Genomic DNA, 23,536 nt, shown 5'->3' on the forward strand with positions numbered 1-23,536 from the left:
ATCTGATGCTCTATCGCCGTTTCGAACAACTGATCGACATATTCCGCGACGCTCCGACAGCGTCCCCTCCAGACCGGGTCTGGCCTTTCTATGTTTATTACCTCAAGCAAGTCTGGCCAAGTTTCGCCGCCCTGCTCGTCGTAGGCCTGTTCGCCGCGCTGATCGAAGTGGCACTGTTCAGCTACCTGAGCCGCATCATCGACCTGGCCCAAGGCACCCCCAACCCGAATTTCTTCAGCGACCACGCCCTCGAATTGACGTGGATGGTGGTGGTTGCACTGGTGCTGCGACCGATCTTCTTCGGCCTGCACGACCTGCTGGTGCATCAGACGCTGAGCCCGGGCATGACCAGCATGATTCGCTGGCAGAACCACAGCTACGTGCTCAAGCAGAGTCTGAATTTCTTCCAGAACGACTTCGCCGGGCGTATCGCCCAACGCATCATGCAGACCGGCAACTCGTTGCGTGACTCGGCGGTGCAAGCGGTGGATGCGCTGTGGCACGTGGTGATCTATGCCATCAGCTCGCTGGTGTTGTTCGCCGAGGCCGACTGGCGCCTGATGATCCCGCTGCTGACGTGGATCGCCGCCTACATCGGCGCGCTTTACTACTTCGTGCCACGGGTCAAGGATCGCTCGGTGGAAGCCTCCGACGCGCGCTCGAAACTGATGGGCCGCATCGTCGACGGCTACACCAACATCGCCACGCTGAAACTGTTCGCCCACACCAATTTCGAACAGCACTACGCCAAGGAAGCCATCGAGGAACAGACCGTCAAAGCGCAGATGGCCGGCCGCGTCGTCACCAGCATGGACGTGGCAATTACCACCATGAACGGTTTGCTGATCGTCGGCACCACGGCGCTGGCGCTATGGTTGTGGACGCAGTCGCTGATCACCGTCGGCGCGATTGCTCTGGCCACCGGCCTGGTGATTCGCATCGTCAACATGTCCGGCTGGATCATGTGGGTGGTCACCGGCATCTTCGAAAACATCGGCATGGTGCAGGACGGTTTGCAGACCATCGCGCAACCGGTCAGCGTCACTGATCGTGAAGGCGCCAAACCGCTGGAAGTGGCCCGAGGCGAAGTGCGTTTCGAGCACGTGGACTTTCACTACGGCAAGAAGCGCGGGATCATCGGCGACCTCAATCTGAACATCAAACCGGGGGAAAAGATCGGTTTGATCGGGCCGTCCGGCGCCGGTAAGTCGACCCTGGTCAACCTGCTGCTGCGCCTGTACGACGTCGAGGGCGGACGCATCCTGATCGATGGGCAGAACATTGCCGAAGTCGGTCAGGAGAGCCTGCGCGCGCGGATCGGCATGATCACCCAGGACACTTCGTTGCTGCACCGTTCGATCCGCGACAACTTGTTGTATGGCAAACCGGATGCGACTGATGCGCAGCTGTGGGACGCTGTACACAAGGCTCGCGCCGATGAGTTCATTCCGCTCCTGTCGGATGCCGAAGGACGCACCGGGTTCGACGCGCATGTCGGCGAGCGCGGCGTGAAGCTGTCGGGCGGCCAGCGCCAGCGCATCGCTATCGCGCGGGTACTGCTCAAGGACGCGCCAATCCTGATCATGGACGAAGCGACCTCGGCGCTGGATTCGGAGGTCGAAGCGGCCATTCAGGAAAGCCTGGAAACCCTGATGCGAGGCAAAACCGTGATCGCAATTGCGCACCGGCTCTCGACCATTGCGCGCATGGATCGGCTGGTTGTGCTGGAAAACGGCAAGATCGCCGAGAGCGGCAGCCACGCCGAACTGCTCGCCCATGGTGGTCTGTATTCGCGACTGTGGGCGCACCAGACCGGCGGCTTCGTCGGGATCGATTGACCCCTCCAAGATCGTTCCCACGCTCTGCGTGGGAATGCAGCCGTGACGCTCCGCGTCACTGGACGCGGAGCGGCCCCTGAGGCGTTCCCACGCAGAGCGTGGGAATGATCACCGCCACAGCCCGCCAACCACGGGCGCTGGCGGTTTTTTTACGGGCGCTGGAAATCCGTAAAAACCCTGCTGTACTCAGCCAAGGTTCCGGAACGGAGCCTGTCGTAAGTCTGCAAGGACGCACAACTCGATGCAGTCTCGATAGCACGCCTATCAAGGACTCTCTCATGTCTCTGTTCAAACGTTCAGTTACTGAGTTGTTGGGTACGTTCTGGCTGGTTTTGGGTGGCTGTGGCAGTGCGGTGATCGCCGCGTCTTCGCCATTGGGAATCGGGGTGCTGGGGGTGGCCCTGGCGTTTGGCCTGACGGTGTTGACCATGGCATTCGCCATCGGCCACATCAGCGGCTGTCACCTCAACCCGGCCGTCTCGGTCGGTCTGTTCGTCGGTGGTCGCTTTCCGGCCAAGGAGTTGCCTGCCTACATCATTGCCCAAGTTCTCGGGGCGATTCTCGCGGCAGCGCTGATCGCCCACATCGCCAGCGGCAAGGAGGGTTTCGATATCGCTGCCGGCCTCGCCTCCAACGGTTATGGCGAGCACTCGCCGGGCAAATATTCGATGGCGGCGGGGTTCGTCACCGAGTTGGTGATGACCGCCATGTTCGTCATCATCATCCTCGGTGCCACCGACAAACGCGCGCCTCCAGGGCTGGCACCTATCGCCATCGGGCTGGGATTGACACTGATTCACCTGATCTCGATTCCCGTCACCAATACCTCGGTCAACCCGGCGCGCAGCACCGGACCGGCGCTGATGGTTGGCGGCTGGGCGCTTGCGCAACTGTGGATGTTCTGGGTCGCACCATTGCTGGGTGCAGTCGTCGGCGGCGGTATTTATCGATGGCTGGGTGAGGAAAAAAACTGATCATCGCGCAACTAAAGAGGCCGCATTACTGCAACTAACAATGCGGCCTTTCAATGTTACCCATAGCGCTAAACAAAATATCCTGAAACAGCGAAAACGCTGACAGAAAGCTCTAGGCGTATTACCTTTAATCGCGCAAACCGAAGCAACTTCCTCAACCCCTAAAACCCGACTCTCTCAAGGATTGAGACATGAACATTTTAATCAACAGCATTATTGCTATCGCACTGACTACCGGCTTGATGCAAAGCCACGCTGTTGCCGGTGATAACGGCACGAATGTTTACCGCTGCATGCAATACAGCGAAGACTTCAGATCGCACATCTGGAAACTTAAGGCTTTCCAAAGTGAAGCCCCTACCGCCGAAGCGTTCATGGAGACCGAGTCCGCAAAGGCACTGGACTTGAGGAAATGCAAGGTTTGGGTAATTGAAGATAACGGCACCCACTGGGAGTGGTAAGTAAAATGAAGTATTCCAAAAGTTTCATCACCGCGGCACTGATCATTGCAACTTATTCTGGCTTTGCCTCGGCCATGCTGGCACCAACAGTTAATATTGATTCGCCATTACAGTTCAACATGGGCGAAGCACTATCGGAAGTTCGCCCCGAACTAAATTGTTCTGCCAACGCTAACACGGGAAAAGTCCAATGTGATCGACCAGAGTTCATATATACCTGTCAGGTCGCAAAAAAACCAAACCTGATGATTTATTATTACTCTTCGATCGCCACTCTTGGGGATTTCAACAAGGTATCTTCACAGAAAGGGTTAGCCAATTGCGTAGCGGGTGCAAGCTGGTAACCGAGTGTATTTATAGTTGAACAAGCAAGGCCCGAGCAAATCGTCGGGCCTTGCTGTCAGCAGCTATTTTGCGGTGTCGCGCGCGACGTCAGTGCTTAACCCTGTTTGTAGGGAAGTGCCGCAACGGCCTCCTGCGCATACGCTTGTACACCCGCACGCTCCTGGTGCAGGAAGTCTTCGACCGCAGCTTTCAATCCCGGATGACGCAGATAGTGCCAGGAATGCGTGATCACCGGTTCAAACCCGCGAATCAGTTTGTGCTCACCCTGAGCACCCGCGTCGAAGCGCTGAAAGCCGTGGGCAATCGCATAGTCCATGCCCTGATAGAAACAGGTTTCAAAGTGCAGCCGGTCGAACTCGGCCAGACAGCCCCAATAACGCCCGTAGAAACTGCCGCCACCGACCAGACTGAACGCCATCGCCACCGGCCGTGAGCCGTGCCTGGCCAGCACCACGCGGATCGATTCCGGCATACGTTCGGCGAGCAAACTGAAAAACTCCCGCGTCAGATAAGGCGTTTGCCGGCGCACTGCATAGGTGTTGGCGTAGCAAGCGTAGACAAAATCCCACTGCGCCTCGTCCAGTTCGCGCCCCTCCAGCCATTCAAACTCGAAGCCCTGCCCGGCCACCTGCTCGCGTTCCTTGCGCATCTGTTTGCGCTTGCGCGAACTGAGCACATCGAGAAAATCCTGAAAGTCGCGATAACCACGATTCTGCCAGTGGTACTGACAGCCGATGCGTTGCAACCAGCCCGGTTGCTCGGCCATCGCAGCATCGGTGAACGGGTCGGTAAAATTGATGTGCGCGCTGGAAAGCCCTTCGATTTCCAGATACCCCGGCAGGCTCTTGAGCAGTTCGAAACCATCCTCGACGCTGGCCGCCAACAGCCGTGGACCGCTGACCGGGCTGAAGGGTACGGCAGTCAATAGTTTGGGGTAGTAATCGATACCGGCACGGGCGCAGGCATCGGCCCAGCCATGATCGAACACGTACTCGCCGTAGGAATGCCACTTGCGATAGCTGGGTAACGCTGCAATCAGTCGATCGCCTTCGATGTGCAGCAAATGTTCCGCTTGCCAACCGGTGTGGGGGCCAACACTTGCGCTGTCCTCCAGCGCGCTGAGAAACGCATGACGCAGGAACGGCTGGTTCTCCGGCACCAGTGCATCCCAACTGGCCGGGGCGATTTCTGACAGATTTTGCAGGCGTTGCAACGGCATCGACGGGCTCTCCACAACAGGACTTCAGCGCTCGGCGAGTATCGCCGATTGCGCTGCATTGCACACCCGCATTCGGGCGACAGCGCTCTAGATCAATAGTTCACGGCCATTTTGCATCGTCATCATCCTGCCATCACTGTGCCACTGCGCTGTCATAAACCATCGCGATACTGGCGCCTGTTTTTAGAGCGCCGGGTTCTACCCGGACACTGTTTTCCGACGTTAAACCGTCGGTTGTGCCCAGGATGGTTCAGCCATCCCCTCTCATCTTCGGAGATTGCTATGCGTCTTGCTTCCACGAAAACTGCGGCGGCCCTGTGCGGTGGCCTGTTGCTGGCCATGAGTGTTCCGGCCAGTGCCGCAGTCGACGCCAAACTGCTCGACATGCTCAAGGCTAACGGTTCCATTTCCCAGGCGCAGTACGTAGAACTGCAAACCGAGCTGGCGAAGGATCAGAAGGAGCAGCAAATCGCGCAGCAGGCGCAGCAAGAGACCAATCAACAAGTCGCGGCCGTCGCGAAGAAGAACGACGAACAAAGCCTTTTCGATCAGAAACTGGCGTGGGCTGCCAAGACCCAGTTCAAGGGTGATGTGCGCTTTCGTGAAGAAACCGTGCACAACGATGGCGTGCCCAACAGCAAAGACCAGGACCGTCAGCGCATCCGCGCACGTCTGGGCGCCTACAGCGAAATCAACCCGCAAGTGGACACCGGCATTCGTGTGGCCACCGGCAGCAGCGACGACGCCCGTTCGACCAACCAGGATCTCAACAACTACTTCGACAAGAAGCAGATCTGGCTCGACCTCGGTTACGTCGACTACCACCCTGACGCGGTCAAGAACCTGCACCTGATCGCCGGTAAAATGGCCCAGCCGTGGGTCAGCATGGGCGACATCATCTGGGACAGCGATATCAACCCGGAAGGTCTGGCGGTCACTTACAAGTATCCGCTGAGCGGCAGCACCGAACTGTTCGGTAGCGCCGGTCACTACACCCTCAAGGACAACGTTGACGGCGAAGGCGTGCAGTTCAAACACGACCTGCGTCTGTACACCGGCCAATTGGGTGCGCGTTTCGCTATCACCGACAGCGTGAAAATGACCTTGGGCGGCAGTATCTATTCCTACGACAACGACAAGGACAGCGCCTGCCCGACTTCGGGCACCGTCACCGCACCTTGCGCACTGGCCGTCAACGGCAACAGCCCGAACGAAACCTTCAAGCTGTATGAAGGTTTCGGCCAGATCGACTTCGCCAACCTGCCGGTACCTCTGGCGATCTACGGTCAGTACGTGAATAACAGCGACGCCAGCACCGATCAGGACACTGGCTGGCTGGCCGGTGTGAAATCGAAACTGTACGGCTTCAACGTCGACTATAACTACCGCGATGTGCAGCGCAACGCCGTGGTCGGTGCCTTCACCGACTCCGACTTCGCCAACGGCTACACCGGTTCGCGCGGCAGCAAGTTGAAAGTCAGCTATGAGCTGGACAAGAACTTCACGCTCGGCGCGACGTACTTCATGGCGAACTCCGACTACACCAACGCCAGCCTGAAGAAGACCGATTCGGACATCAACACCCTGCAACTGGACGCGGAAGCCAAGTTCTAAGCGTTTTACCCTCATAGCCAGGCGTGGGCGGAACGATCCCCATCATCCGTTCGTTCCCCCCGCGCCACGCTATCCCCCCTGTAGGAGCTGCCGAAGGCTGCGATCTTTTGATCTGTCTTTTTAAAAGCAAGATCAAAAGATCGCAGCCTTCGGCAGCTCCTACAGGGAGTTGTCTTTGCGGCGCTGTTCGGCCAGGCGTTCAGCCAGGGCGTCGACGCCCTCTTGCGGTTTCTCCGGCATGGCCTTCAGCGTGGCCTGCATCAATTTCATCTGACGAATGAAACGTCGGCAATTGGGGCAGAACATCAGGTGATGACGCACCATCAGTTTTTCCCGAAAGCTCAACTGGCCATCGAGATAATCGCTGGAACGCGCCACTTGTTCTTTACACGTCAGCATTCGCCGGTCTCCTCAAAATGCTCCACCGTGGCGAAGACTTTCAGCCGCGCACGATGCAGCAGCACACGGACATTGGAGAGCGAGATCTCCAGAAGATTACAGATCTCTTCCAGCTCCAGACCCTGACGTTCACGCAGCAGCAAAACACTGCTTTGCAGTTCCGACAGGCTGAGCAGCGTGTGCTCCAGACACTCACGCAATTCGCTTTCGGTGAGCAGCGCTTCGGGGGTGTCCTGATGCCAGGCGAACGGGGCGATCAGCCAATGGCCATCGCCGGGGGAAAAGCGGTCGTCGTCAATGCCGCCATGAGGTGACGGCAGATCGTCCATCAAGACTTCACGGCGATTTTGTTTGTAACGGCCTTTGGCGGCGTTGGCGGTAATGGTCAGCAGCCAGGTCTTGAGACTGGAGCGGCCTTCGAAGCTGCCGATATGGCGCACCACAGACAGCCAGGCATCCTGCACCACTTCTTCGACGTGACGTTGCCCGACGATGGCATACGCGACAGCGCGCATGGCGCTCTGGTAGGTGCTGACCAATTCCTTGAAAGCTTTTTGCTCACCGGCCAGCAGGCGTTCGAGCAGTTGTGAGTCGTCCGTTGCGGCCATGCATTACCTCTCTAAAAGCAAAAGATCGCAGGCTGCGGCAGCTCCTACAAAGATCAGTGTAGGAGCTGCCGAAGGTTGCGATCTTTAAGGCGCAATCAGCGTTTGCGCAGGATGACGCTGCCGATCGAGTAGCCGGCACCGAACGAACTCAGCACGGCCAGCGAACCGGCGGCCAGGTCATCCTGATATTTGTGGAACGCAATCACCGAACCGGCGGAGCTGGTATTGGCGTAGGTATCGAGAATCACCGGTGCTTCTTCTTCGGTGGCTTCACGACCGAGCAATTTACGCACGATCAGGTGGTTCATGCTCAGGTTGGCCTGGTGCAGCCAGAAGCGCTTGACGTCGCCGACGTTGAGCTTGTTCTCCTCAAGGTGCGCGCTGATCAGCTCGGCGACCATCGGGCAGACATCCTTGAACACCTTGCGGCCTTCCTGCACGAACAGCTTGTCGCGGGCACCGACGCCCTCTTCTGCCGCGCGGTTGAGGAAACCGAAGTTGTTGCGAATGTTGTTGGAAAACTTGGTCAGCAGTTTGGTGCTGACCACATCGAACTGATGCTCGGAGGTGGCGGTGTCAGCACGCTCGATGATCACCGCAGTCGCGGCGTCGCCGAAGATGAAGTGGCTGTCGCGGTCACGGAAGTTCAGGTGACCGGTGCAGACTTCCGGGTTGACCATCAGGATCGCCCGGGCCTGACCCAGCTGCACGCTGTTGGCGGCGGTCTGAATGCCGAAGGTGGCCGAAGAGCAGGCCACGTTCATGTCGAAACCGAAGCCTTGAATGCCCAGCGCTTCCTGGACTTCGATGGCGATGGCCGGATAGGCGCGTTGCAGGTTGGAGCAGGCAACGATCACGCCGTCGATGTCAGCGGCAGTTTTGCCGGCACGTTGCAGGGCCTGTTCGGCGGCGCCGATGGCCATCTGGCAGAGTACCGACCATTCGTCGTTGGAACGCTCCGGCAGGCGCGGGGCCATGCGTTGCGGGTCGAGGATGCCGTCCTTGTCCATGACAAAACGGCTCTTGATGCCCGAGGCTTTTTCGATGAACGCGGCGCTGGACTCGGTCAGGGCCTGGACTTCGCCGCTTGCGATCGCGTCGGCGTTGTCGGCGTTGAATTGCGCGACGTAAGTATTGAAAGACTGCACCAGCTCTTCGTTGGAGATGCTGTTGGCCGGGGTGTACAGGCCGGTGCCGCTGATGACGACGTTATGCATGGTCGTTTCTCTAATCTGTTCAGGCAGAAAGTGCTGGAACCGTCGTACCAACACACAAAGGGTCTATTCCCATCCGGGGGACGCAAACCTGGCATCGCTTTATTCCGCTGCGCGACAGGGCCGAAGGCTCTGGGTCGCGAAACCGGCGTTTATGGTCGCGAAGTTTGCCATAAACGCAGGCTTTTGGCCCCTTTCTCAAAATCAACGCGGATGATCGTTCCCACGCTCCTGCGTGGGAATGCAGCCCGTGACGCTCTGCGTCACTGGACGCGGAGCGTCCCCAGAGGCATTCCCACGCAGAGCGTGGGAACGATCATCGTTGTGAGGTGCAGGCTCAGGGTTCTACCTGGCTCCACTGTTTGTTCAGGCGTTTGTCGGAGATCGGCGCTTTGGTGCCCAACTGCTGGGCGAACAGCGACACCCGGTATTCCTCCAGCCACCAGCGGTACAACTCGAGCTGCGGATCGCGCTTGCCTTCCTGCGCATGTTTGGCGGCACGGGCCTGGTATTGCGCCCAGAGGCCAGCGAGTTCGCCGCTCCAGACGCGATCTTTCTGCACCTGCGCACCCAGTTTTTCGAAACGCTGCTCGACCGCCTTCAGGTAACGCGGCAGTTCCTTGAGCCACTGCATCGGCGTCTCGCGGACAAACCCCGGATACACCAGATTGTTGATCTGCTGCTTGATGTCGTTCAGTGCCACAGCCTGGGCCAGATCGATCTTGCCCTTGAAGCGCTTTTGCAGCCCGTGCCAGATTTTCAGGATATCCAGCGTCAACCGCGCCACGCGTTCAGCGTGTTCGGTCCAGCTGCCGCGTTTGCGCTCGGCCAATGCCGCCAACCCGGCACCATCACGCGGCAATGGGTCTTCGCCTTCGAGAATGCAGCTGTCGAGGCTGGCCAGCAGAATGTCTTCGACCAGCGCATCGACCCGACCCAACTCGCGATAGAGCAGGCCGAGTTCGGTCTGCCCCGGTAACTTGCCACGGAGGAACTTGGCCGGCTCGGCGAGTTGCTGCATCAACAATCGCTGCAACGCACGACGGTGCTGAAACTCGGCTTCGGCCGGCGTTGAGAAGCGCCCTTCCTTGACCGTACCACCCTCTTCGACCAGTGCCGGATACACCGTCATCGACAGCCCGGCGATCTTCTGCTGAGTCTTTTCCGCGACCGGCGCGAAGACTTTCGCCTCGACCGGCTGCTGGCTTTTCGCACTTTGCGGCACGGCCAACGCGGCCTGACTGGCTTCGGCAAACCGCGCGGTCAGCTCGGCCAGATCGCGTCCTTCACCAAGGAACTTGCCTTGGCCATCGACGATTTCCAGGTTCATCCGCAGATGCCCTTCGACCCCTTGCTCAGCTTCCGCCCACGCTTCATCGCTGACCCGCGCGCCGGTCATGCGCAGCAATTCACGGCCCAGCGCTTGCGGCAACGAACCTTCGGCAAAGGTCATGCGTTGCAAGGCCGCCTTGATGAAGTCCGGCACCGGCACGAAGTTCTTGCGCAGCGCTTTCGGCAGGTTGCGCACGAGGGCGATGCACTTGGCTTCGATCAACCCTGGCACCAACCACTCCAGACGCTCCGGCGGCAGCATCGGCAGCAGCGGCGCCGGCACGCGCAGGGTCACGCCGTCGCGCGGGTGATTGGGTTCGAAGTGATAGGTCAGCGCCAACTCCAGATCACCGATGTGCAGCGTGTCCGGATAATGCAGCGCGGTGACCTCACTGGCCTCACGGGCCAGCACGTCTTCTTCGCGCATGATCAGCAGTTGCGGGTCTTTCTGGCTGTTGACCCGATACCAGCTGTCGAAGGTCGCGGTCTGGTGAATCTCCGCCGGCAAGCGCGCGTCGTAGAACGCGTACAGGGTTTCTTCGTCGGCAAGAATGTCGCGGCGACGGGCCTTCGCTTCGAGTTCGTCGAGCTGTTCCAGCAGTTGTTTATTGGCGGTGAGGCACTTGGCTCGGGATTGAATCTCGCCGCGCACCAGACCTTCGCGGATGAACAGCTCACGCGAAACCACCGGGTCAACCGGGCCGTAATGCACCGGGCGGCGACCGACCACGATCAGGCCGAACAGGGTGATCTGTTCAAACGCCACGACCTGGCCGCGCTTCTTCTCCCAGTGCGGTTCGAAATGGTTTTTCTTGATCAGGTGCCCGGCCAGCGGTTCGATCCAGTCGGCGTCGATCTTGGCGACCATGCGCGCGTAGAGCTTGGTGGTTTCCACCAGTTCGGCAGTCATCAGCCATTGCGGGCGCTTCTTGCCGATGCCCGACGACGGATGAATCCAGAAACGTCGCTGACGCGCGCCGAGGTAATCACCGTCCTCGGTTTTCTGGCCGATCTGGCTGAGCAGTCCGACCAGCACCGCTTTGTGCAGTTTCGGGTAATCCGCCGGCTCTTTGTTAAGGCTCAGCTGCATGTCGCGGCAGATCAGGCTCAACTGGCGATGGGAATCACGCCATTCGCGTAGACGCAGATAGTTGAGGAAATTCTTCCGGCACCAGTTGCGCAGCGGGCTCGCGGTCAAGGCTTGGCGCTGTTCCTCGAAACCACGCCACAGATTCACCAATCCGGCGAAGTCAGAATCAACGTCCTTCCATTGCGCATGCGCCTGATCGGCCGCTTGTTGACGCTCCGGCGGCCGCTCGCGCGGGTCTTGAATCGACATCGCACTGGCGACGATCAACACTTCCTGCAGGCTGCCGAGCTTGGCCGCTTCAAGCAGCATGCGGCCCATGCGCGGATCGACCGGCAGGCGCGCCAATTGGCGACCGAGCGGCGTTAGCTGACTGTTGCGATCCACCGCCGAGAGTTCTTGCAGGAGGTTGAAACCGTCGCTGATGGCCTTACCGTCCGGCGGCTCGATAAACGGGAACGCGGTGATTTCGCCAAGGCGCAGATGCAGCATCTGCAAAATAACGGCGGCAAGGTTGGTACGCAGAATCTCCGGATCGGTGAATTCCGGGCGCCCGAGGAAATCCTCTTCGCTGTACAAACGAATGCAGATACCCGGTTCGACCCGGCCGCAGCGACCTTTACGCTGGTTGGCGCTGGCCTGGGAAATCGCCTCGATCGGCAAGCGCTGAACCTTGGCGCGATAGCTGTAGCGGCTGATGCGCGCGGTGCCGCTGTCGATCACGTAACGGATGCCCGGCACAGTCAGCGAAGTCTCGGCGACGTTGGTCGCCAGCACCACGCGACGGCCCGGATGCGACTGGAAAATCCGTTGTTGCTCGGCCGGAGAAAGACGCGCGTACAGCGGCAGGATTTCAGTGTGTTTGAGCTGGGCCTTGCGCAGCATGTCGGCGGCGTCGCGAATCTCGCGCTCGCCCGGCAGGAACACCAGCACGTCGCCGGGGCTGCGGCGTTCGCTGCGCTCGTAGGCAGCGATTTCATCGAGGGTGGCGAGAATCGCCTGATCCACCGTCAGGTCATCCTCGACGCGGTTGCCCTCTTCGTCCTGCTCAAGGGTCAGCGGGCGATACCAGGTATCGACCGGGAACGTGCGACCCGACACCTCGACAATTGGTGCATCGTCGAAGTGCTTGGAGAAGCGCTCCAGATCGATGGTCGCCGAGGTGATGATGACTTTCAGATCCGGGCGACGCGGCAGCAGGGTTTTCAGGTAACCGAGCAGGAAATCGATGTTGAGGCTGCGTTCGTGCGCTTCGTCGACGATGATCGTGTCGTAGCGTTCAAGGTGACGGTCATTCTGGGTTTCCGCGAGCAGAATGCCGTCGGTCATCAGTTTGATCAGCGTATTGGAATCGCTTTGATCTTCGAAACGTACCTGATAGCCGACCAGTGACCCGAGCGGTGTGCCGAGTTCTTCGGCAACCCGGCTGGCGACGCTGCGCGCAGCAATTCGACGCGGCTGGGTGTGACCGATCAAACCGTGCTGACCGCGACCGATCTCCAGACAGATTTTCGGCAACTGCGTGGTTTTACCCGAGCCGGTTTCGCCGGCGATGATCAGTACCTGATGCTTTTCCAGCGCCTTTTTGATTTCGTCGCGCTTGGCGGCAATCGGCAAACTGTCGTCGTAACGAATCACTGGCAGGCTGGCGCGGCGGGCCAGCACCTGATCACAGGACGCCTGCATGCGCACGACCCACTGGGCCAGTTTGGCCTCATCGGGTTTCTTGCGCAGCTCAAGCAACTGCCGCCGCAGCCGGTGGCGGTCGGCAAGCATGGCGTGGTCGAGGTTTTTCAGCAGTTTGTCGATGGAGGGCGATTCGTCGGTCATCGGGTACGCAATTCGGTCGTCTATATGTGCAGGGGGCGGATTGTCGCAGATTTGGGGAATTTGTGGCGTGTCAGGGGGATTGCAACCCTCACCCTAGCCCTCTCCCGGAGGGAGAGGGGACCGACCGAGTCAACTTTGCCAGCTTCACCGATCTGAACGCGCATCACCGAATCCATAATCGCCAAGCCCTTTCAGGTCGGTGCTTGACGCAAGCCATCTTGGTCGGCCCCCTCTCCCTCCGGGAGAGGGCTGGGGTGAGGGTATTTTTTAAAAGGGCTATTCGTTATCGAGGCCTTTGCGGCGGTACGGGAAGACGTCGATGACTTTGCCGGCGCGAATCGCCTCTTGCAGGCTCTTCCAGTAATCGGCGTTGTACAGTTCGCCATGCAGTTGATCGAACAACTCGCGCTGCCCGGAATCGGCGAACAGGAACGGTGGAAATTCCTCGGGGAACACGTCCAGCGGTCCGATCGAGTACCACGGTTCGGAGGCCATTTCGTCTTCAGGAGTGCGCGGCGCAGGAATGTGGCGGAAGTTGGCTTCGGTGAGGAAGCAGATCTCGTCGTAGTCATAAAACACCACCCGACCGTGACGAGTAACGCCAAAGTTCTTCAGCAGCATGTCACCGGGAAAGATGTTCGCCGCCGCCAGTTGCTTGATCGCCAGACCATAATCCTCCAGCGCCTCGCGCACCTGCGCGTCGTTGGCGTTTTCCAGATAGAGGTTGAGCGGGGTCATTCGCCGCTCGGTCCAGCAGTGACGAATCAGCACCGTATCGCCTTCGACCGATACCGTCGACGCGGCCACTTCCAGTAACTCCTCAAGGCACGCCGGATCAAACTTGGTCAGCGGAAAGCGGAAATCGGCGAACTCCTGGGTATCGGCCATGCGCCCTACCCGGTCGACGCTTTTCACCAGTCGGTATTTCTCGATCACCGTCGCCCGGTCGACGTTTTTCGACGGCGAGAAACGATCCTTGATGATCTTGAACACGGTGTTGAAACCCGGCAGGGTGAACACGCTCATGACCATGCCGCGCACGCCAGGGGCCATGATGAACTGATCGTCGGTGTTGGCCAGGTGATTGATCAGTGCACGATAGAACTCGGATTTACCGTGCTTGTAGAAACCGATCGAGGTGTACAGCTCGGCAATGTGCTTGCCCGGCAGGATGCGCCGCAGGAAGCCGATGAACTCCGCCGGCACCGGGACATCGACCATGAAATACGAACGGGTGAACGAGAAGATGATCGACACATCGGCTTCGTCAGTGATCAACGCATCGATCTGAATCCCGCGCCCTTCGCGGTGCAGCAACGGAATCACCAGCGGCCATTGTTCGTCGCGGGTGTAGATGCGTCCGACCAGGTACGCGCCCTTGTTGCGGTACAACACTGAGGAAAACAGCTCGACGGCCAGTTCCGGGTCTTTGCACACCCAGTCCGGCAGGTTTTCGCGCAGTTGCGCTTCGAGGCGCTGCAGGTCGCCCGACAAATCGGCGTAATCCTCGCTGAAACGGTAGTCGGCGAAGATGCTTGCGAGCATCCCCGACAACTGGCCTTGTGGCTTGTAGGTGCGGGTTTGCGCGGCGCGGGCACGGCGCAGGCTCGGGCGCGTGGTGTGGATGAACATGCAGCCATCGCTGATCAGGTCGTGGCTGAACAGTCCGCAGAAAATCGAGTTGTACCAGGTCTCGGACAGCTCATCGTCGAAGCGCAGGTCGATGACGCTGATGTAGGCGCTTTTCACCAGCGGCCAGCAATTGACGTTCATCAGCACTTCGTCGTCGAAATATTCGCGCAGGCGGGCGATGGTTTCACCGACCTTCTCTTCATAGAGATTGATCCGCGCCGCCGACGCGGTTTGCGTCTCCTGCCAGCGCGCCTGCTCGAAGCGCTCGCGGGCGCCGTCGGTGATCCGGCGGAAATGCTCGCGGTAATCGTCAAAGCCATCGAGGATCATGCGGGCGATGTCGGTGGCTGGCCATTGCTGCGGCATAGAAGAGACCCTCGGCGTGCGTTTGGAAATCCATGCCTGAGCTTAGCCACGTAAGCGTGCGCAGGTGAAGTGCAATTTCTGCCAAAAGCGCGGCAAGTTCGTACAGCGATCCCGGTAGTAGCCGGACTTGCTCGCGACGGAGCACTTGAGTTCGACACAGTTTTTTGCAACTGACCCGCAGCATTACCATGCCGATCAATCAGGCGCCTGGCCTGGCGCGGCGCATTGCCGGCGGTGACCTCAGCGACCAGCCAGCAATTGTCGCGCCAGGCGGTTGACCTCAACCGACTGGTCAGGCGATTTGTGCTCCAGGTAAAAAAGTTAAACGCCCGAATAGCGGTTGCCTTCATCAGGGCGCTCGGCAACACTCTCGTCCCGATCAAGGAAGGAGCCCCGCCGTGAGCCCTGTCGATATGTTCCGTATGTTGTCGCTGGCAGCCATCTGGGGCGCGAGTTTTCTGTTCATGCGTGTGATTGCGCCGGTGATCGGCTCGATCCCGACGGCGTTCTTTCGCGTGTCGATCGCCGCCGCCGGGCTGCTGGTGATTCTTGGCCTGATGCGCATCAGCTGGGATTTCAAAGGCAAACTGAAAACCGTGATGCTGCTCGGCGTTATCAATTCCGGGCTGCCGGCAACGCTCTATTCAGTCGCCGCGCAAGTGTTGCCCGCCGGCTATTCGGCGATTTTCAACGCCACCACGCCGTTGATGGGTGTGCTGATCGGCGCGTTGTTTTTCAGTGAGAAACTCACCATCGCCAAGTTCAGCGGCGTCTTTCTCGGTCTGTTCGGCGTCGGCGTGCTGACCCGTGCCGGTCCCGTTGCGTTCGATCTGCAACTGCTGATGGGCGCCCTCGCCTGCCTGCTGGCGACCACCTGCTACGGTTTTGCCGGGTTTTTGGCGCGGCGCTGGCTGGATCAGGCCGGCGGACTCGATCCGCGACTGTCGGCACTGGGCAGCATGCTCGGGGCGACGTTGTTTCTGTTGCCGCTGTTCGGCTACAGCGTCATCACCGCGCCACCGGCCAGTTGGGGCGGCTGGAATGTCTGGCTGTCGCTGCTCGGTCTGGGCCTGGGCTGTACGGCGTTTGCCTACATCATTTATTTCCGCCTGCTCAGCTCGATCGGCCCGGTCAAGTCGATGACCGTGACCTTCATGATCCCGCCGTTCGGCGTGCTGTGGGGGGCGTTGCTGCTGGATGAGCCGTTATCGATGGCGCATGTGTATGGCGGGGTGTTGATTGCGCTGGCGTTGTGGCTGGTGGTGAAGCCTGCTGCGGTAAAACCTGTTGAAGTGAACACCCGGTAGGCGATGCCGCAGGCTCGATCTTTTGATTTCGATTTTTTGAAAGCAAGATCAAAAAATCGCAGCCTGCGGCAGCTCCTACAGGGTTTTACGGAATACGAATGCCAGGCCGATGATGATCAACAGCATGCCCAGCACGCTTAACGCCGCCAGGCGATTGCCGAAAATCAGGTAATCCATCACCGCCGTCACCGCCGGCACCAGGTAGAACAGACTGGTGACATTCACCAGATTGCCCCGCGCGATCAGCCGATACAGCAACAGGGTCGCCAGCACCGAGACCACCAGTCCCATCCACAACACCGGCACGATGAAACCCGCGCTGTGTTCAAAGTGGAATGGCTGGAACGGCACGAAGATCGCGCACAACAACAGTCCCGCCAGGTACTGCACCGGCAGCGTACCGAGCGGATTGTCGGTGATGCGTTTCTGCATGATCGAACCCAGCGTCATGCTCGCCAGCGCCAGTAAACCGAAAAGCATCCCCGCCCACGACATCCCGGCCAGACCGATGCCCTGGTAAACCACCATGATCAGCCCGGCCAGCCCCAACGCCAGACCGAACATCCGGCTCGCCGAACGCTGCCGCTCCATCAACACCACGGTCAGGATTGGCTGCACGCCCATGATGGTTGCCATCACCCCCGGCGTGACTTTGCTGTTCAGGGCCAGCAGATAAAAAATCTGATAGGCCCCCAGCAACACCACGCCCGTGGCAATCGCGTAGAGCATCGGCTTGCCGCCCTTGGGCAACTTCAGCTTGAGCAACGGCGCCAACAGCGCCAGCCCGCACAAGGCAATCGCGAAGCGAATCAGCAGAAAGGCAAACGGTGAAGCGTGGGCCAGGCCCCATTTGGAGAAGATCGCGCCACTGCTCCACAGCAGAACGAACAGGCTCGTGGACGTCGCCGCGAGCGCGGTTTTTTTCGAAAGGACAAACATGAATACCACCTGTAGTCAGGCAAATAGCCAACTCAGCCGAAGCTGAAATTCAGTAGGGGTTTCTGGCGGGCGCAGGACTCAGCAAAAAATGCCGATCAGCCCGAAACGCCAACGCCCGGCGGTGATACGACTGCGCACACCGGCGGGCTACTGACAGGTGGAGGGTAATGACTGATCTGCTTGGGCTGCTGATTCCCGCACGGCACGACGCCAGCGTTGACCGCTGAATCGACTACCGCGTTGATGAGGGATGCAGGCATTGGGGCAGATCTTTTTTGAAGGATTGGAATATGAGCCGTGCGACTCACGAGCGCCGACTATAACCAGCGTGGGACATGGATTGCAATGATTTGGGCAAAGGGCCGGTAGCGACGAATTGATGACGACTGAATAGGCTGTGGAGCAACTGCAACACCTATCGATGGGGAGACATGGAATGCTCGAAATCATATGCCAAGGGAACGTAGTTATCTGCGCTATCAGTTGTATCGGTCGCTGGCCAGGAAGCAGGCAAGCATCGCCACTGCTCTGTTACAGCTACCAGCGGGACATGACCTGTCGAAAGTACGCTTTGAACCTATTGATGCCAAGGCACTAGGTGCATTTGAGCTTTGGGAGAATCCGCATTTTTGCTGGCGAGAGATTGCCGCATGGAAGTCACGAGAACCCTTGTCCCTGGATATCGCGATCTGGTTTGAAGAACAGCTGTGCGGACTGTGCTTCGTCAATCCGAACAAAAGCCGCCAGCGCATTCGAATCGTGCGATTGGAAGGGCGGCCCGGAGTGCCTCACCCGCTTAAAAAGCGTATTGCGGTTTTGGCAATGGTGGCCATCGATGAGTTTGCGCAAATAATCGGTAGTAAATGCATTGAAGTACAGGAACCGATACCAGGAGCAATTCCGGTTTATACAACTCGGCTTCAAATTTGATTTGGAAGACCGCCTTGTCCTCGCAGTGGAGAGTAAAGTATCGTGAAAACTGTTCAAGTAATGATCAACGAGGGCGGGAGCATGCGTAAATCCGTGAAAAAATCCCCCACCAAGAAGAGATTTATCAAAACGGACGACAAGCTTGTTTCTTCCGAGCTATCAGTCAATCAGCAGCGCTTTCTTCAGCTACTGATTACAGGGATCGAAGACGAACCCAGCGTTCTCGCCGGACGGCGCTGACATGCAGGCAATAAAAAACCGCTCACAAGGAGCGGTTTTTTATTGCCTGTTCCAGCCTCAGCCAAACAGCCAATAGCCCAACAACGTCAAGACCAGCACCGCCAGCACCGGACGCATCACGCGGTAGGCCTTGGGATGGCGGCGTTTCCACTGTTTGACCACGCCACTGAACTTGTCGCTGAAATTCTTGCTCCAGGCGTAAGCCTGATTGATCCCGCCAACACGCTCATCATCGAGGTTCTGCGGCGCAGTTGCGCGGCCGAGCCAGGCGCTGATCGAGCGGTTGATGCGGGTCATGAAGCGGTTGCTCAACGGACGCTCGACGTCGCAGAACAGGATGACGCGGGTCTTTTCGGTTTCGTTCTTGACCCAGTGCACGTAAGTCTCGTCGAACATCACGTCTTCGCCGTCACGCCAGGCGTAGACCTGGCCGTCAACGAAAATCCGGCAGTCGTCGGAGTTTGGTGTCGACAAACCCAGGTGATAACGCAGCGAGCCGGCAAACGGGTCGCGGTGCGGGTTGAGATGGCTGCCGCCCGGCAGCAGCGCGAACATCGCGCCTTTTACATTGGGAATCGCACTGACCAGTGCCACGGTTTTCGGGCACAGGGTTTGCGCCGAGGGCAGCGGTTTGTCGTACCACTTGAGGTAGAAACGCTTCCAGCCCTTCTTGAAGAACGAGCCAAAACCGGCGTCGTTGTTCTTTTCGGCGGCGCGAATGTAGCCCTCGTCGAAGAGGTGCATGGCTTCGTCGCGAATGGTTTCCCAGTTATCGCGCAGGACATCCAGTTCCGGGAACTTGCTGCGATCCAGATACGGTTTCGACGGCACGCCGGAGAACATGTACATCAAGGCGTTGTACGGCGCGAACAGCGCCGAATGATTGACGAACTGACGCAGGACCGGCAAACGCGCCTTGCCGCGCAAATGCACATAGAGCGTGCTGCCCAGAAACAGCAACAGCACAAACGCCTTGGCGGCAAACGAAAAGGTCATCAACAACTCCTTGAATAAAGACAACGCTGCGCAAAGCCCTTTACCCGGCATGGCAGCCGGCCATGATAAACACTACCGGCCTGGGGAAAAACCCGCTTGCGCCAAGATTCAGTGTTAAGGATTGCGCAACAAAGCGCTTATTAACATAACGATCCTGAACCTTGGCTGACCTGAATCATGAAGATCAAAAGATCGCAGCCTGCGGCAGCTCCTACAGGGACGGATTGAATATCCAGGAACTGCTGCAGGCTGCGACTTATTGCTGGGTCTCCTGCTCGGTGAACAGATCGCTGAACAGCATGCTCGACAAATACCGTTCGCCTGAGTCCGGCAGAATCACCACGATGGTCTTGCCCTGCATTTCCGGGGTTTCGGCCAGACGCACGGCCACGGCCATCGCTGCGCCACAGGAAATCCCGCACAGAATGCCTTCTTCCTGCATCAGGCGCAGGGCCATGGCTTTGGATTCTTCGTCAGTCACTAACTCAACCCGGTCAACCATCGACAGATCAAGGTTTTTCGGTACAAAACCGGCACCAATGCCCTGAATCTTGTGCGGGCTGGGCTTGATCTCTTCACCGGCCAGCGCCTGGGTGATCACCGGAGAGGACACCGGCTCCACGGCCACGGAAAGAATCGGTTTGCCCTGGGTATTCTTGATATACCGCGAAACGCCAGTGATGGTTCCGCCGGTGCCGACACCCGCCACCAACACGTCGACAGCGCCGTCGGTGTCGTTCCAGATTTCCGGGCCGGTGGTTTTTTCATGAATGGCCGGGTTGGCCGGGTTATCGAACTGCGCCGGCATGAAGTATTTGGCGCTGTCGCTCGCGACAATCTCCGCAGCCTTCTCGATCGCGCCTTTCATGCCTTTGGCCGGTTCGGTCAGCACCAGTTCGGCGCCCAACGCTTTCAACACCTTGCGCCGCTCGATACTCATCGAAGCCGGCATCGTCAGCATCAGTTTGTAACCACGGGCGGCGGCGACGAAGGCCAGACCGATACCGGTGTTGCCCGAGGTCGGTTCGACGATGGTCATGCCCGGCTTGAGCTTGCCGCTGCTTTCGGCGTCCCAGATCATGTTCGCACCAATCCGGCACTTGACCGAATAACCGGGGTTGCGCCCTTCGATCTTGGCGAGGATGGTCACGCCACGCGGCGCAATGCGGTTGATCTGCACCAACGGCGTATTGCCGATGGAATGGGCGTTGTCAGCGAAAATGCGGCTCATGGCTGGGTCCTTATGCAGCGTTGAATTCAGCCTTCCAAGGTAAGCCTGTTGCCCAGCGCAGTCCAGTCGGGTCGAACGTCTGTGATCGCCGACAGTCAATCGCTTTACATCGTTCGGGAATTACCGCCATGAAGCGTCGCTACAGTTGGCCATTGTGGACTCTCGCAGGAATCGTCGTGCTGCTGATCGCGCTGCACATTGCCCTGCCCTACGTGGTGCGCGATTACCTCAACGACAAACTGGCCAACATGGGCGACTACCGTGGGCAGATCACCGATGTGGATCTGGCTTTATGGCGCGGGGCTTACAAGATCAACGGGCTGAAGATCGTCAAAGTCGACGGCAAGGTGCCGGTACCGTTCGTCAATGCGCCGCTGATTGATCTGGCGGTCAGTTGGCATTCGCTGTGGTACGACCATGCGGTGGTGGCACAGGTGAAATTCTTCAATCCTGAGGTGAATTTCGTCGATGGCGGCGCCAACAAGCAAAACTCCCAGACCGGTAAAGGCACCGACTGGCGTGCGCAACTGGGCAAGTTACTGCCGATCACCCTCGACGAAGTGCAGATTCATGAGGGCAAGATCAGCTTCCGTAATTTCAACTCGAAACCGCCGGTCAACATGAACGCCACGAACGTCGAGGCCAGCATCTACAACCTGACTAACGTCGTCGATAAACAGGGCAAACGCGATGCCCGTTTCGAGGGTAAAGCTCTGCTGCTCGGCCACGCACCGCTGGAAACCACCGCCACGTTTGACCCGCTGAGCAATTTCGAAGACTTCGAATTCCGTCTGCGCGCCAAGGACATCGAACTCAAAAGCATGAACGACTTCGCTTCAGCCTATGGCAAGTTCGACTTCAACGCCGGCCACGGTGATGTGGTGATCGAAGCCCAAGCCAAAAAAGCGCAAGTCAGCGGTTACATCAAGCCGCTACTGCGCGACGTTGAGGTGTTCAACTGGCAGCAGGACGTGGAAAACAAGAACAAGAGCATCTTCCGCTCGGTCTGGGAGGCGCTGGTGGGCGGCACCGAAACCGTGCTGAAGAACCAGGCAAAAAACCAGTTCGCCACCAAGGTCGAACTCAGCGGCAACGTCCATCAGCAAAATATCAGCGCGTTCGAAGCGTTTCTGCAGATATTGCGTAATGGCTTTGTTCAGGCATTCAATGCGCGGTATGAACGGCCGAAGCCGGATGCGGGTTAGGTTTTGCGGTTGACGATATAGCGACCAGACGCCTCTGCTGCCAAAGTTGAGTTTTGTTGCAGTGAATCCCAGCCCAGACAAGCCAGCGCCAGCGAACGTGGCACTGCCTCACGTCCATTGCTGTAGCGACTGATGCTGCGGGCGCTGACACCCAGTGCCTCGGCAGCCTGATTAAGAGACAGCCCCGTTCGGGCGCGCCAATCAATAAAAATACGGGTGTTCTCATCGGCTGCGTTTTGAGCCAGCGCATCCATATAAAGCGTGTCTGCGCCAATCTGTATATCACGTTCAAGCCATTCTACAGTCCAGCCCTCATCGTCCATTGTCACAGTGGCAAACACTTCGGGATCGAGCAAAGGTTTCAGACCTGGATAAGCTTGAATATCCTCGCCGAGATAAAGTGTCAGTTCCTGACCATCAATAAAGGTCAGTGCCAATCGAAAATCTGACAGTGCTTGCACAGCCGACAGACGAGGCCTTTTCATGGATAACATCGTTTCCAGTCCTCCAACAGTTGCACTTGATGAGCCGCGACCCACATCAGCGCTTCCTTGATAATCAGGGGCGGCGCCTTGCCCGTCATCACTTCAACGGTCTCCAGACTCAGCATCACATCCACGCCTCCACCGATCAGGTGGACATGGGGCGGAGGGTGATCCTTCTCGCGCAACTGAATGCGGTATTTGTCGCGAAATCGGTATTTAGTCGTCATGCCCGAGAGGCTATCGCCAAATCGGCGATACTGAATACTGGCCAAGCGCCGAGACTGAGTCAACATGTGACGCCCCATTCAGAGACTGAATAAGCCGTCTGCGTTCACAGTCGACCGGCCTGCGCGTTATAGTCGGGCATCCGATTATTTCGCCCCCGCCCTGCCCGTTCAGGTCGGCGTTACCGTTCGAGGATTAGCAGATGAAGTTCGAAGGCACCCAGGCCTACGTCGCCACCGATGACCTGAAGCTGGCGGTCAACGCCGCCATCACCCTGGAGCGGCCGCTGCTGGTCAAGGGCGAGCCGGGCACCGGCAAGACCATGCTCGCCGAGCAACTGGCCGAATCGTTCAATGCCAAACTGATCACCTGGCACATCAAGTCCACCACCAAGGCGCATCAGGGCCTCTACGAGTACGATGCGGTCAGCCGTCTGCGCGACTCGCAGCTGGGCACTGAAAAAGTCCACGACGTGCGTAACTACCTGAAGAAAGGCAAGCTCTGGGAGGCTTTCGAGTCCGAGGAGCGGGTCATTCTGCTGATCGACGAGATCGACAAGGCCGACATCGAGTTTCCCAACGACTTGCTGCAAGAACTCGACAAGATGGAGTTCTACGTTTACGAGATCGACGAGACCATCAAGGCCAAGAAACGCCCGATCATCATCATTACCTCCAACAACGAAAAAGAGCTGCCGGACGCTTTCCTGCGCCGCTGCTTCTTCCACTACATCGCCTTCCCGGATCGCCCGACCCTGCAGAAAATCGTCGACGTGCACTACCCGGACATCAAGAAGGATCTGGTCAGCGAAGCGCTGGACGTGTTCTTCGATGTGCGCAAGGTGCCGGGCCTGAAGAAGAAGCCGTCGACCTCGGAACTGGTCGACTGGCTGAAGCTGCTGATGGCCGACAACATCGGTGAAGCGGTGTTGCGCGAACGCGATCCGACCAAGGCCATCCCGCCACTGGCCGGTGCTTTGGTGAAGAATGAACAGGACGTGCAACTGCTTGAGCGCCTGGCGTTCATGAGCCGTCGCGGCACGCGCTAAGAGGCTGATGC

The 23,536-nt window shown here is 58.5% G+C and carries 21 protein-coding genes; 10 read left to right on the forward strand and 11 right to left on the reverse strand.

What is annotated here, in order from left to right; translation table 11 throughout:
* Positions 1-5: 5 nt before the first annotated feature.
* From ACIPZE_RS06135 to ACIPZE_RS06150, 4 genes are all read left to right on the forward strand, one after another.
* Positions 6-1,838 carry an ABC transporter ATP-binding protein gene (locus ACIPZE_RS06135; protein ID WP_400771968.1) on the forward strand — a complete coding sequence of 611 codons (1,833 nt, stop codon included), beginning with the start codon at positions 6-8 and terminating at the stop codon, positions 1,836-1,838.
* Positions 1,839-2,116: 278 nt separating this feature from the next.
* The gene (aqpZ, locus tag ACIPZE_RS06140) at positions 2,117-2,812 is read left to right on the forward strand and encodes an aquaporin Z (protein WP_129390601.1); all 696 of its coding nucleotides are present in this window, start codon (positions 2,117-2,119) and stop codon (positions 2,810-2,812) included.
* A 191-nt stretch (positions 2,813-3,003) separates the two neighbouring features.
* Complete coding sequence (locus tag ACIPZE_RS06145) at positions 3,004-3,273, forward strand: hypothetical protein (protein ID WP_400771970.1); 270 nt, start codon at positions 3,004-3,006, stop codon at positions 3,271-3,273.
* A gap of 5 nt (positions 3,274-3,278) precedes the next feature.
* Positions 3,279-3,617, forward strand: coding sequence for a hypothetical protein (locus tag ACIPZE_RS06150; protein ID WP_400771972.1), 339 nt, complete (start codon positions 3,279-3,281; stop codon positions 3,615-3,617).
* Positions 3,618-3,712: 95 nt separating this feature from the next.
* Here the strand turns inward: ACIPZE_RS06150 and ACIPZE_RS06155 are convergent, their stop codons facing one another.
* Positions 3,713-4,837 (reverse strand): GNAT family N-acetyltransferase, encoded by a 1,125-nt coding sequence (locus ACIPZE_RS06155; protein WP_400771974.1) that lies wholly within the window; start codon positions 4,835-4,837, stop codon positions 3,713-3,715.
* A gap of 282 nt (positions 4,838-5,119) precedes the next feature.
* On the opposite strand from ACIPZE_RS06155, the gene ACIPZE_RS06160 reads away from it, so the two are divergent.
* Positions 5,120-6,451 carry a putative porin gene (locus ACIPZE_RS06160; protein WP_129390589.1) on the forward strand — a complete coding sequence of 444 codons (1,332 nt, stop codon included), beginning with the start codon at positions 5,120-5,122 and terminating at the stop codon, positions 6,449-6,451.
* Positions 6,452-6,610: 159 nt separating this feature from the next.
* On the opposite strand, the gene ACIPZE_RS06165 is transcribed toward ACIPZE_RS06160, so the two are convergent.
* The 5 genes from ACIPZE_RS06165 to aceK form a co-directional block, all read right to left on the reverse strand.
* A complete protein-coding gene (locus ACIPZE_RS06165; protein WP_129390586.1) occupies positions 6,611-6,850 on the reverse strand; it encodes an anti-sigma factor in 240 nt (79 codons plus the stop codon).
* Positions 6,844-7,458, reverse strand: a complete 615-nt coding sequence (locus tag ACIPZE_RS06170) for an RNA polymerase sigma factor (protein WP_283437313.1) — start codon at positions 7,456-7,458, stop codon at positions 6,844-6,846. Before ACIPZE_RS06170 ends, ACIPZE_RS06165 begins: the two co-directional genes overlap by 7 nt.
* A 95-nt stretch (positions 7,459-7,553) precedes the next feature.
* Positions 7,554-8,675 (reverse strand): beta-ketoacyl-ACP synthase III, encoded by a 1,122-nt coding sequence (locus tag ACIPZE_RS06175; RefSeq protein WP_400771977.1) that lies wholly within the window; start codon positions 8,673-8,675, stop codon positions 7,554-7,556.
* Positions 8,676-9,009: 334 nt separating this feature from the next.
* On the reverse strand, positions 9,010-12,921 hold the full coding sequence (hrpA, locus tag ACIPZE_RS06180) for an ATP-dependent RNA helicase HrpA (RefSeq protein ID WP_283437315.1): 3,912 nt from the start codon (positions 12,919-12,921) through the stop codon (positions 9,010-9,012).
* Positions 12,922-13,197: 276 nt separating this feature from the next.
* A complete protein-coding gene (gene aceK / locus ACIPZE_RS06185; RefSeq protein WP_400771979.1) occupies positions 13,198-14,919 on the reverse strand; it encodes a bifunctional isocitrate dehydrogenase kinase/phosphatase in 1,722 nt (573 codons plus the stop codon).
* 398 nt (positions 14,920-15,317) lie between these two features.
* On the opposite strand from aceK, the gene ACIPZE_RS06190 reads away from it, so the two are divergent.
* Positions 15,318-16,226, forward strand: a complete 909-nt coding sequence (locus tag ACIPZE_RS06190; RefSeq protein WP_129390570.1) for a DMT family transporter — start codon at positions 15,318-15,320, stop codon at positions 16,224-16,226.
* Between the two features lie 75 nt (positions 16,227-16,301).
* Here ACIPZE_RS06190 and ACIPZE_RS06195 read toward each other — a convergent pair whose 3' ends face one another.
* The gene (locus ACIPZE_RS06195; protein ID WP_400771980.1) at positions 16,302-17,165 is read right to left on the reverse strand and encodes a DMT family transporter; all 864 of its coding nucleotides are present in this window, start codon (positions 17,163-17,165) and stop codon (positions 16,302-16,304) included.
* Between the two features lie 450 nt (positions 17,166-17,615).
* Here ACIPZE_RS06195 and ACIPZE_RS06200 point away from each other — a divergent pair, with 450 nt between their 5' ends.
* On the forward strand, positions 17,616-18,095 hold the full coding sequence (locus ACIPZE_RS06200) for a hypothetical protein (RefSeq protein WP_400771982.1): 480 nt from the start codon (positions 17,616-17,618) through the stop codon (positions 18,093-18,095).
* An 81-nt stretch (positions 18,096-18,176) separates the two neighbouring features.
* Positions 18,177-18,335 carry a hypothetical protein gene (locus ACIPZE_RS06205; RefSeq protein ID WP_283437317.1) on the forward strand — a complete coding sequence of 53 codons (159 nt, stop codon included), beginning with the start codon at positions 18,177-18,179 and terminating at the stop codon, positions 18,333-18,335.
* Positions 18,336-18,392: 57 nt separating this feature from the next.
* Here ACIPZE_RS06205 and ACIPZE_RS06210 read toward each other — a convergent pair whose 3' ends face one another.
* Both ACIPZE_RS06210 and cysK read right to left on the reverse strand, forming a co-directional pair.
* Positions 18,393-19,331 carry an aspartyl/asparaginyl beta-hydroxylase domain-containing protein gene (locus ACIPZE_RS06210; protein ID WP_129390558.1) on the reverse strand — a complete coding sequence of 313 codons (939 nt, stop codon included), beginning with the start codon at positions 19,329-19,331 and terminating at the stop codon, positions 18,393-18,395.
* 256 nt (positions 19,332-19,587) lie between these two features.
* Positions 19,588-20,562 (reverse strand): cysteine synthase A, encoded by a 975-nt coding sequence (gene cysK / locus ACIPZE_RS06215; protein WP_129390555.1) that lies wholly within the window; start codon positions 20,560-20,562, stop codon positions 19,588-19,590.
* Positions 20,563-20,690: 128 nt separating this feature from the next.
* Here cysK and ACIPZE_RS06220 point away from each other — a divergent pair, with 128 nt between their 5' ends.
* Positions 20,691-21,767, forward strand: coding sequence for a DUF748 domain-containing protein (locus ACIPZE_RS06220; protein ID WP_283437318.1), 1,077 nt, complete (start codon positions 20,691-20,693; stop codon positions 21,765-21,767).
* On the opposite strand, the gene ACIPZE_RS06225 is transcribed toward ACIPZE_RS06220, so the two are convergent.
* On the reverse strand, positions 21,764-22,261 hold the full coding sequence (locus tag ACIPZE_RS06225) for a DUF2442 domain-containing protein (protein ID WP_400771984.1): 498 nt from the start codon (positions 22,259-22,261) through the stop codon (positions 21,764-21,766). The genes ACIPZE_RS06220 and ACIPZE_RS06225 overlap by 4 nt on opposite strands.
* Positions 22,249-22,479: a DUF4160 domain-containing protein gene (locus ACIPZE_RS06230; protein WP_400772123.1), complete on the reverse strand. Its 231-nt coding sequence runs from the start codon at positions 22,477-22,479 to the stop codon at positions 22,249-22,251. The genes ACIPZE_RS06225 and ACIPZE_RS06230 overlap by 13 nt, the downstream gene beginning before the upstream one ends.
* 200 nt (positions 22,480-22,679) lie before the next feature.
* Between ACIPZE_RS06230 and ACIPZE_RS06235 the strand changes: the two genes are divergently transcribed.
* Positions 22,680-23,525, forward strand: coding sequence for a MoxR family ATPase (locus ACIPZE_RS06235; protein WP_038358424.1), 846 nt, complete (start codon positions 22,680-22,682; stop codon positions 23,523-23,525).
* The last annotated feature ends 11 nt before the right edge of the window (positions 23,526-23,536 follow it).

The organism is Pseudomonas sp. NPDC089741 (assembly GCF_044748825.1).
Taxonomy (GTDB): Bacteria; Pseudomonadota; Gammaproteobacteria; order Pseudomonadales; family Pseudomonadaceae; genus Aquipseudomonas; species Aquipseudomonas helmanticensis.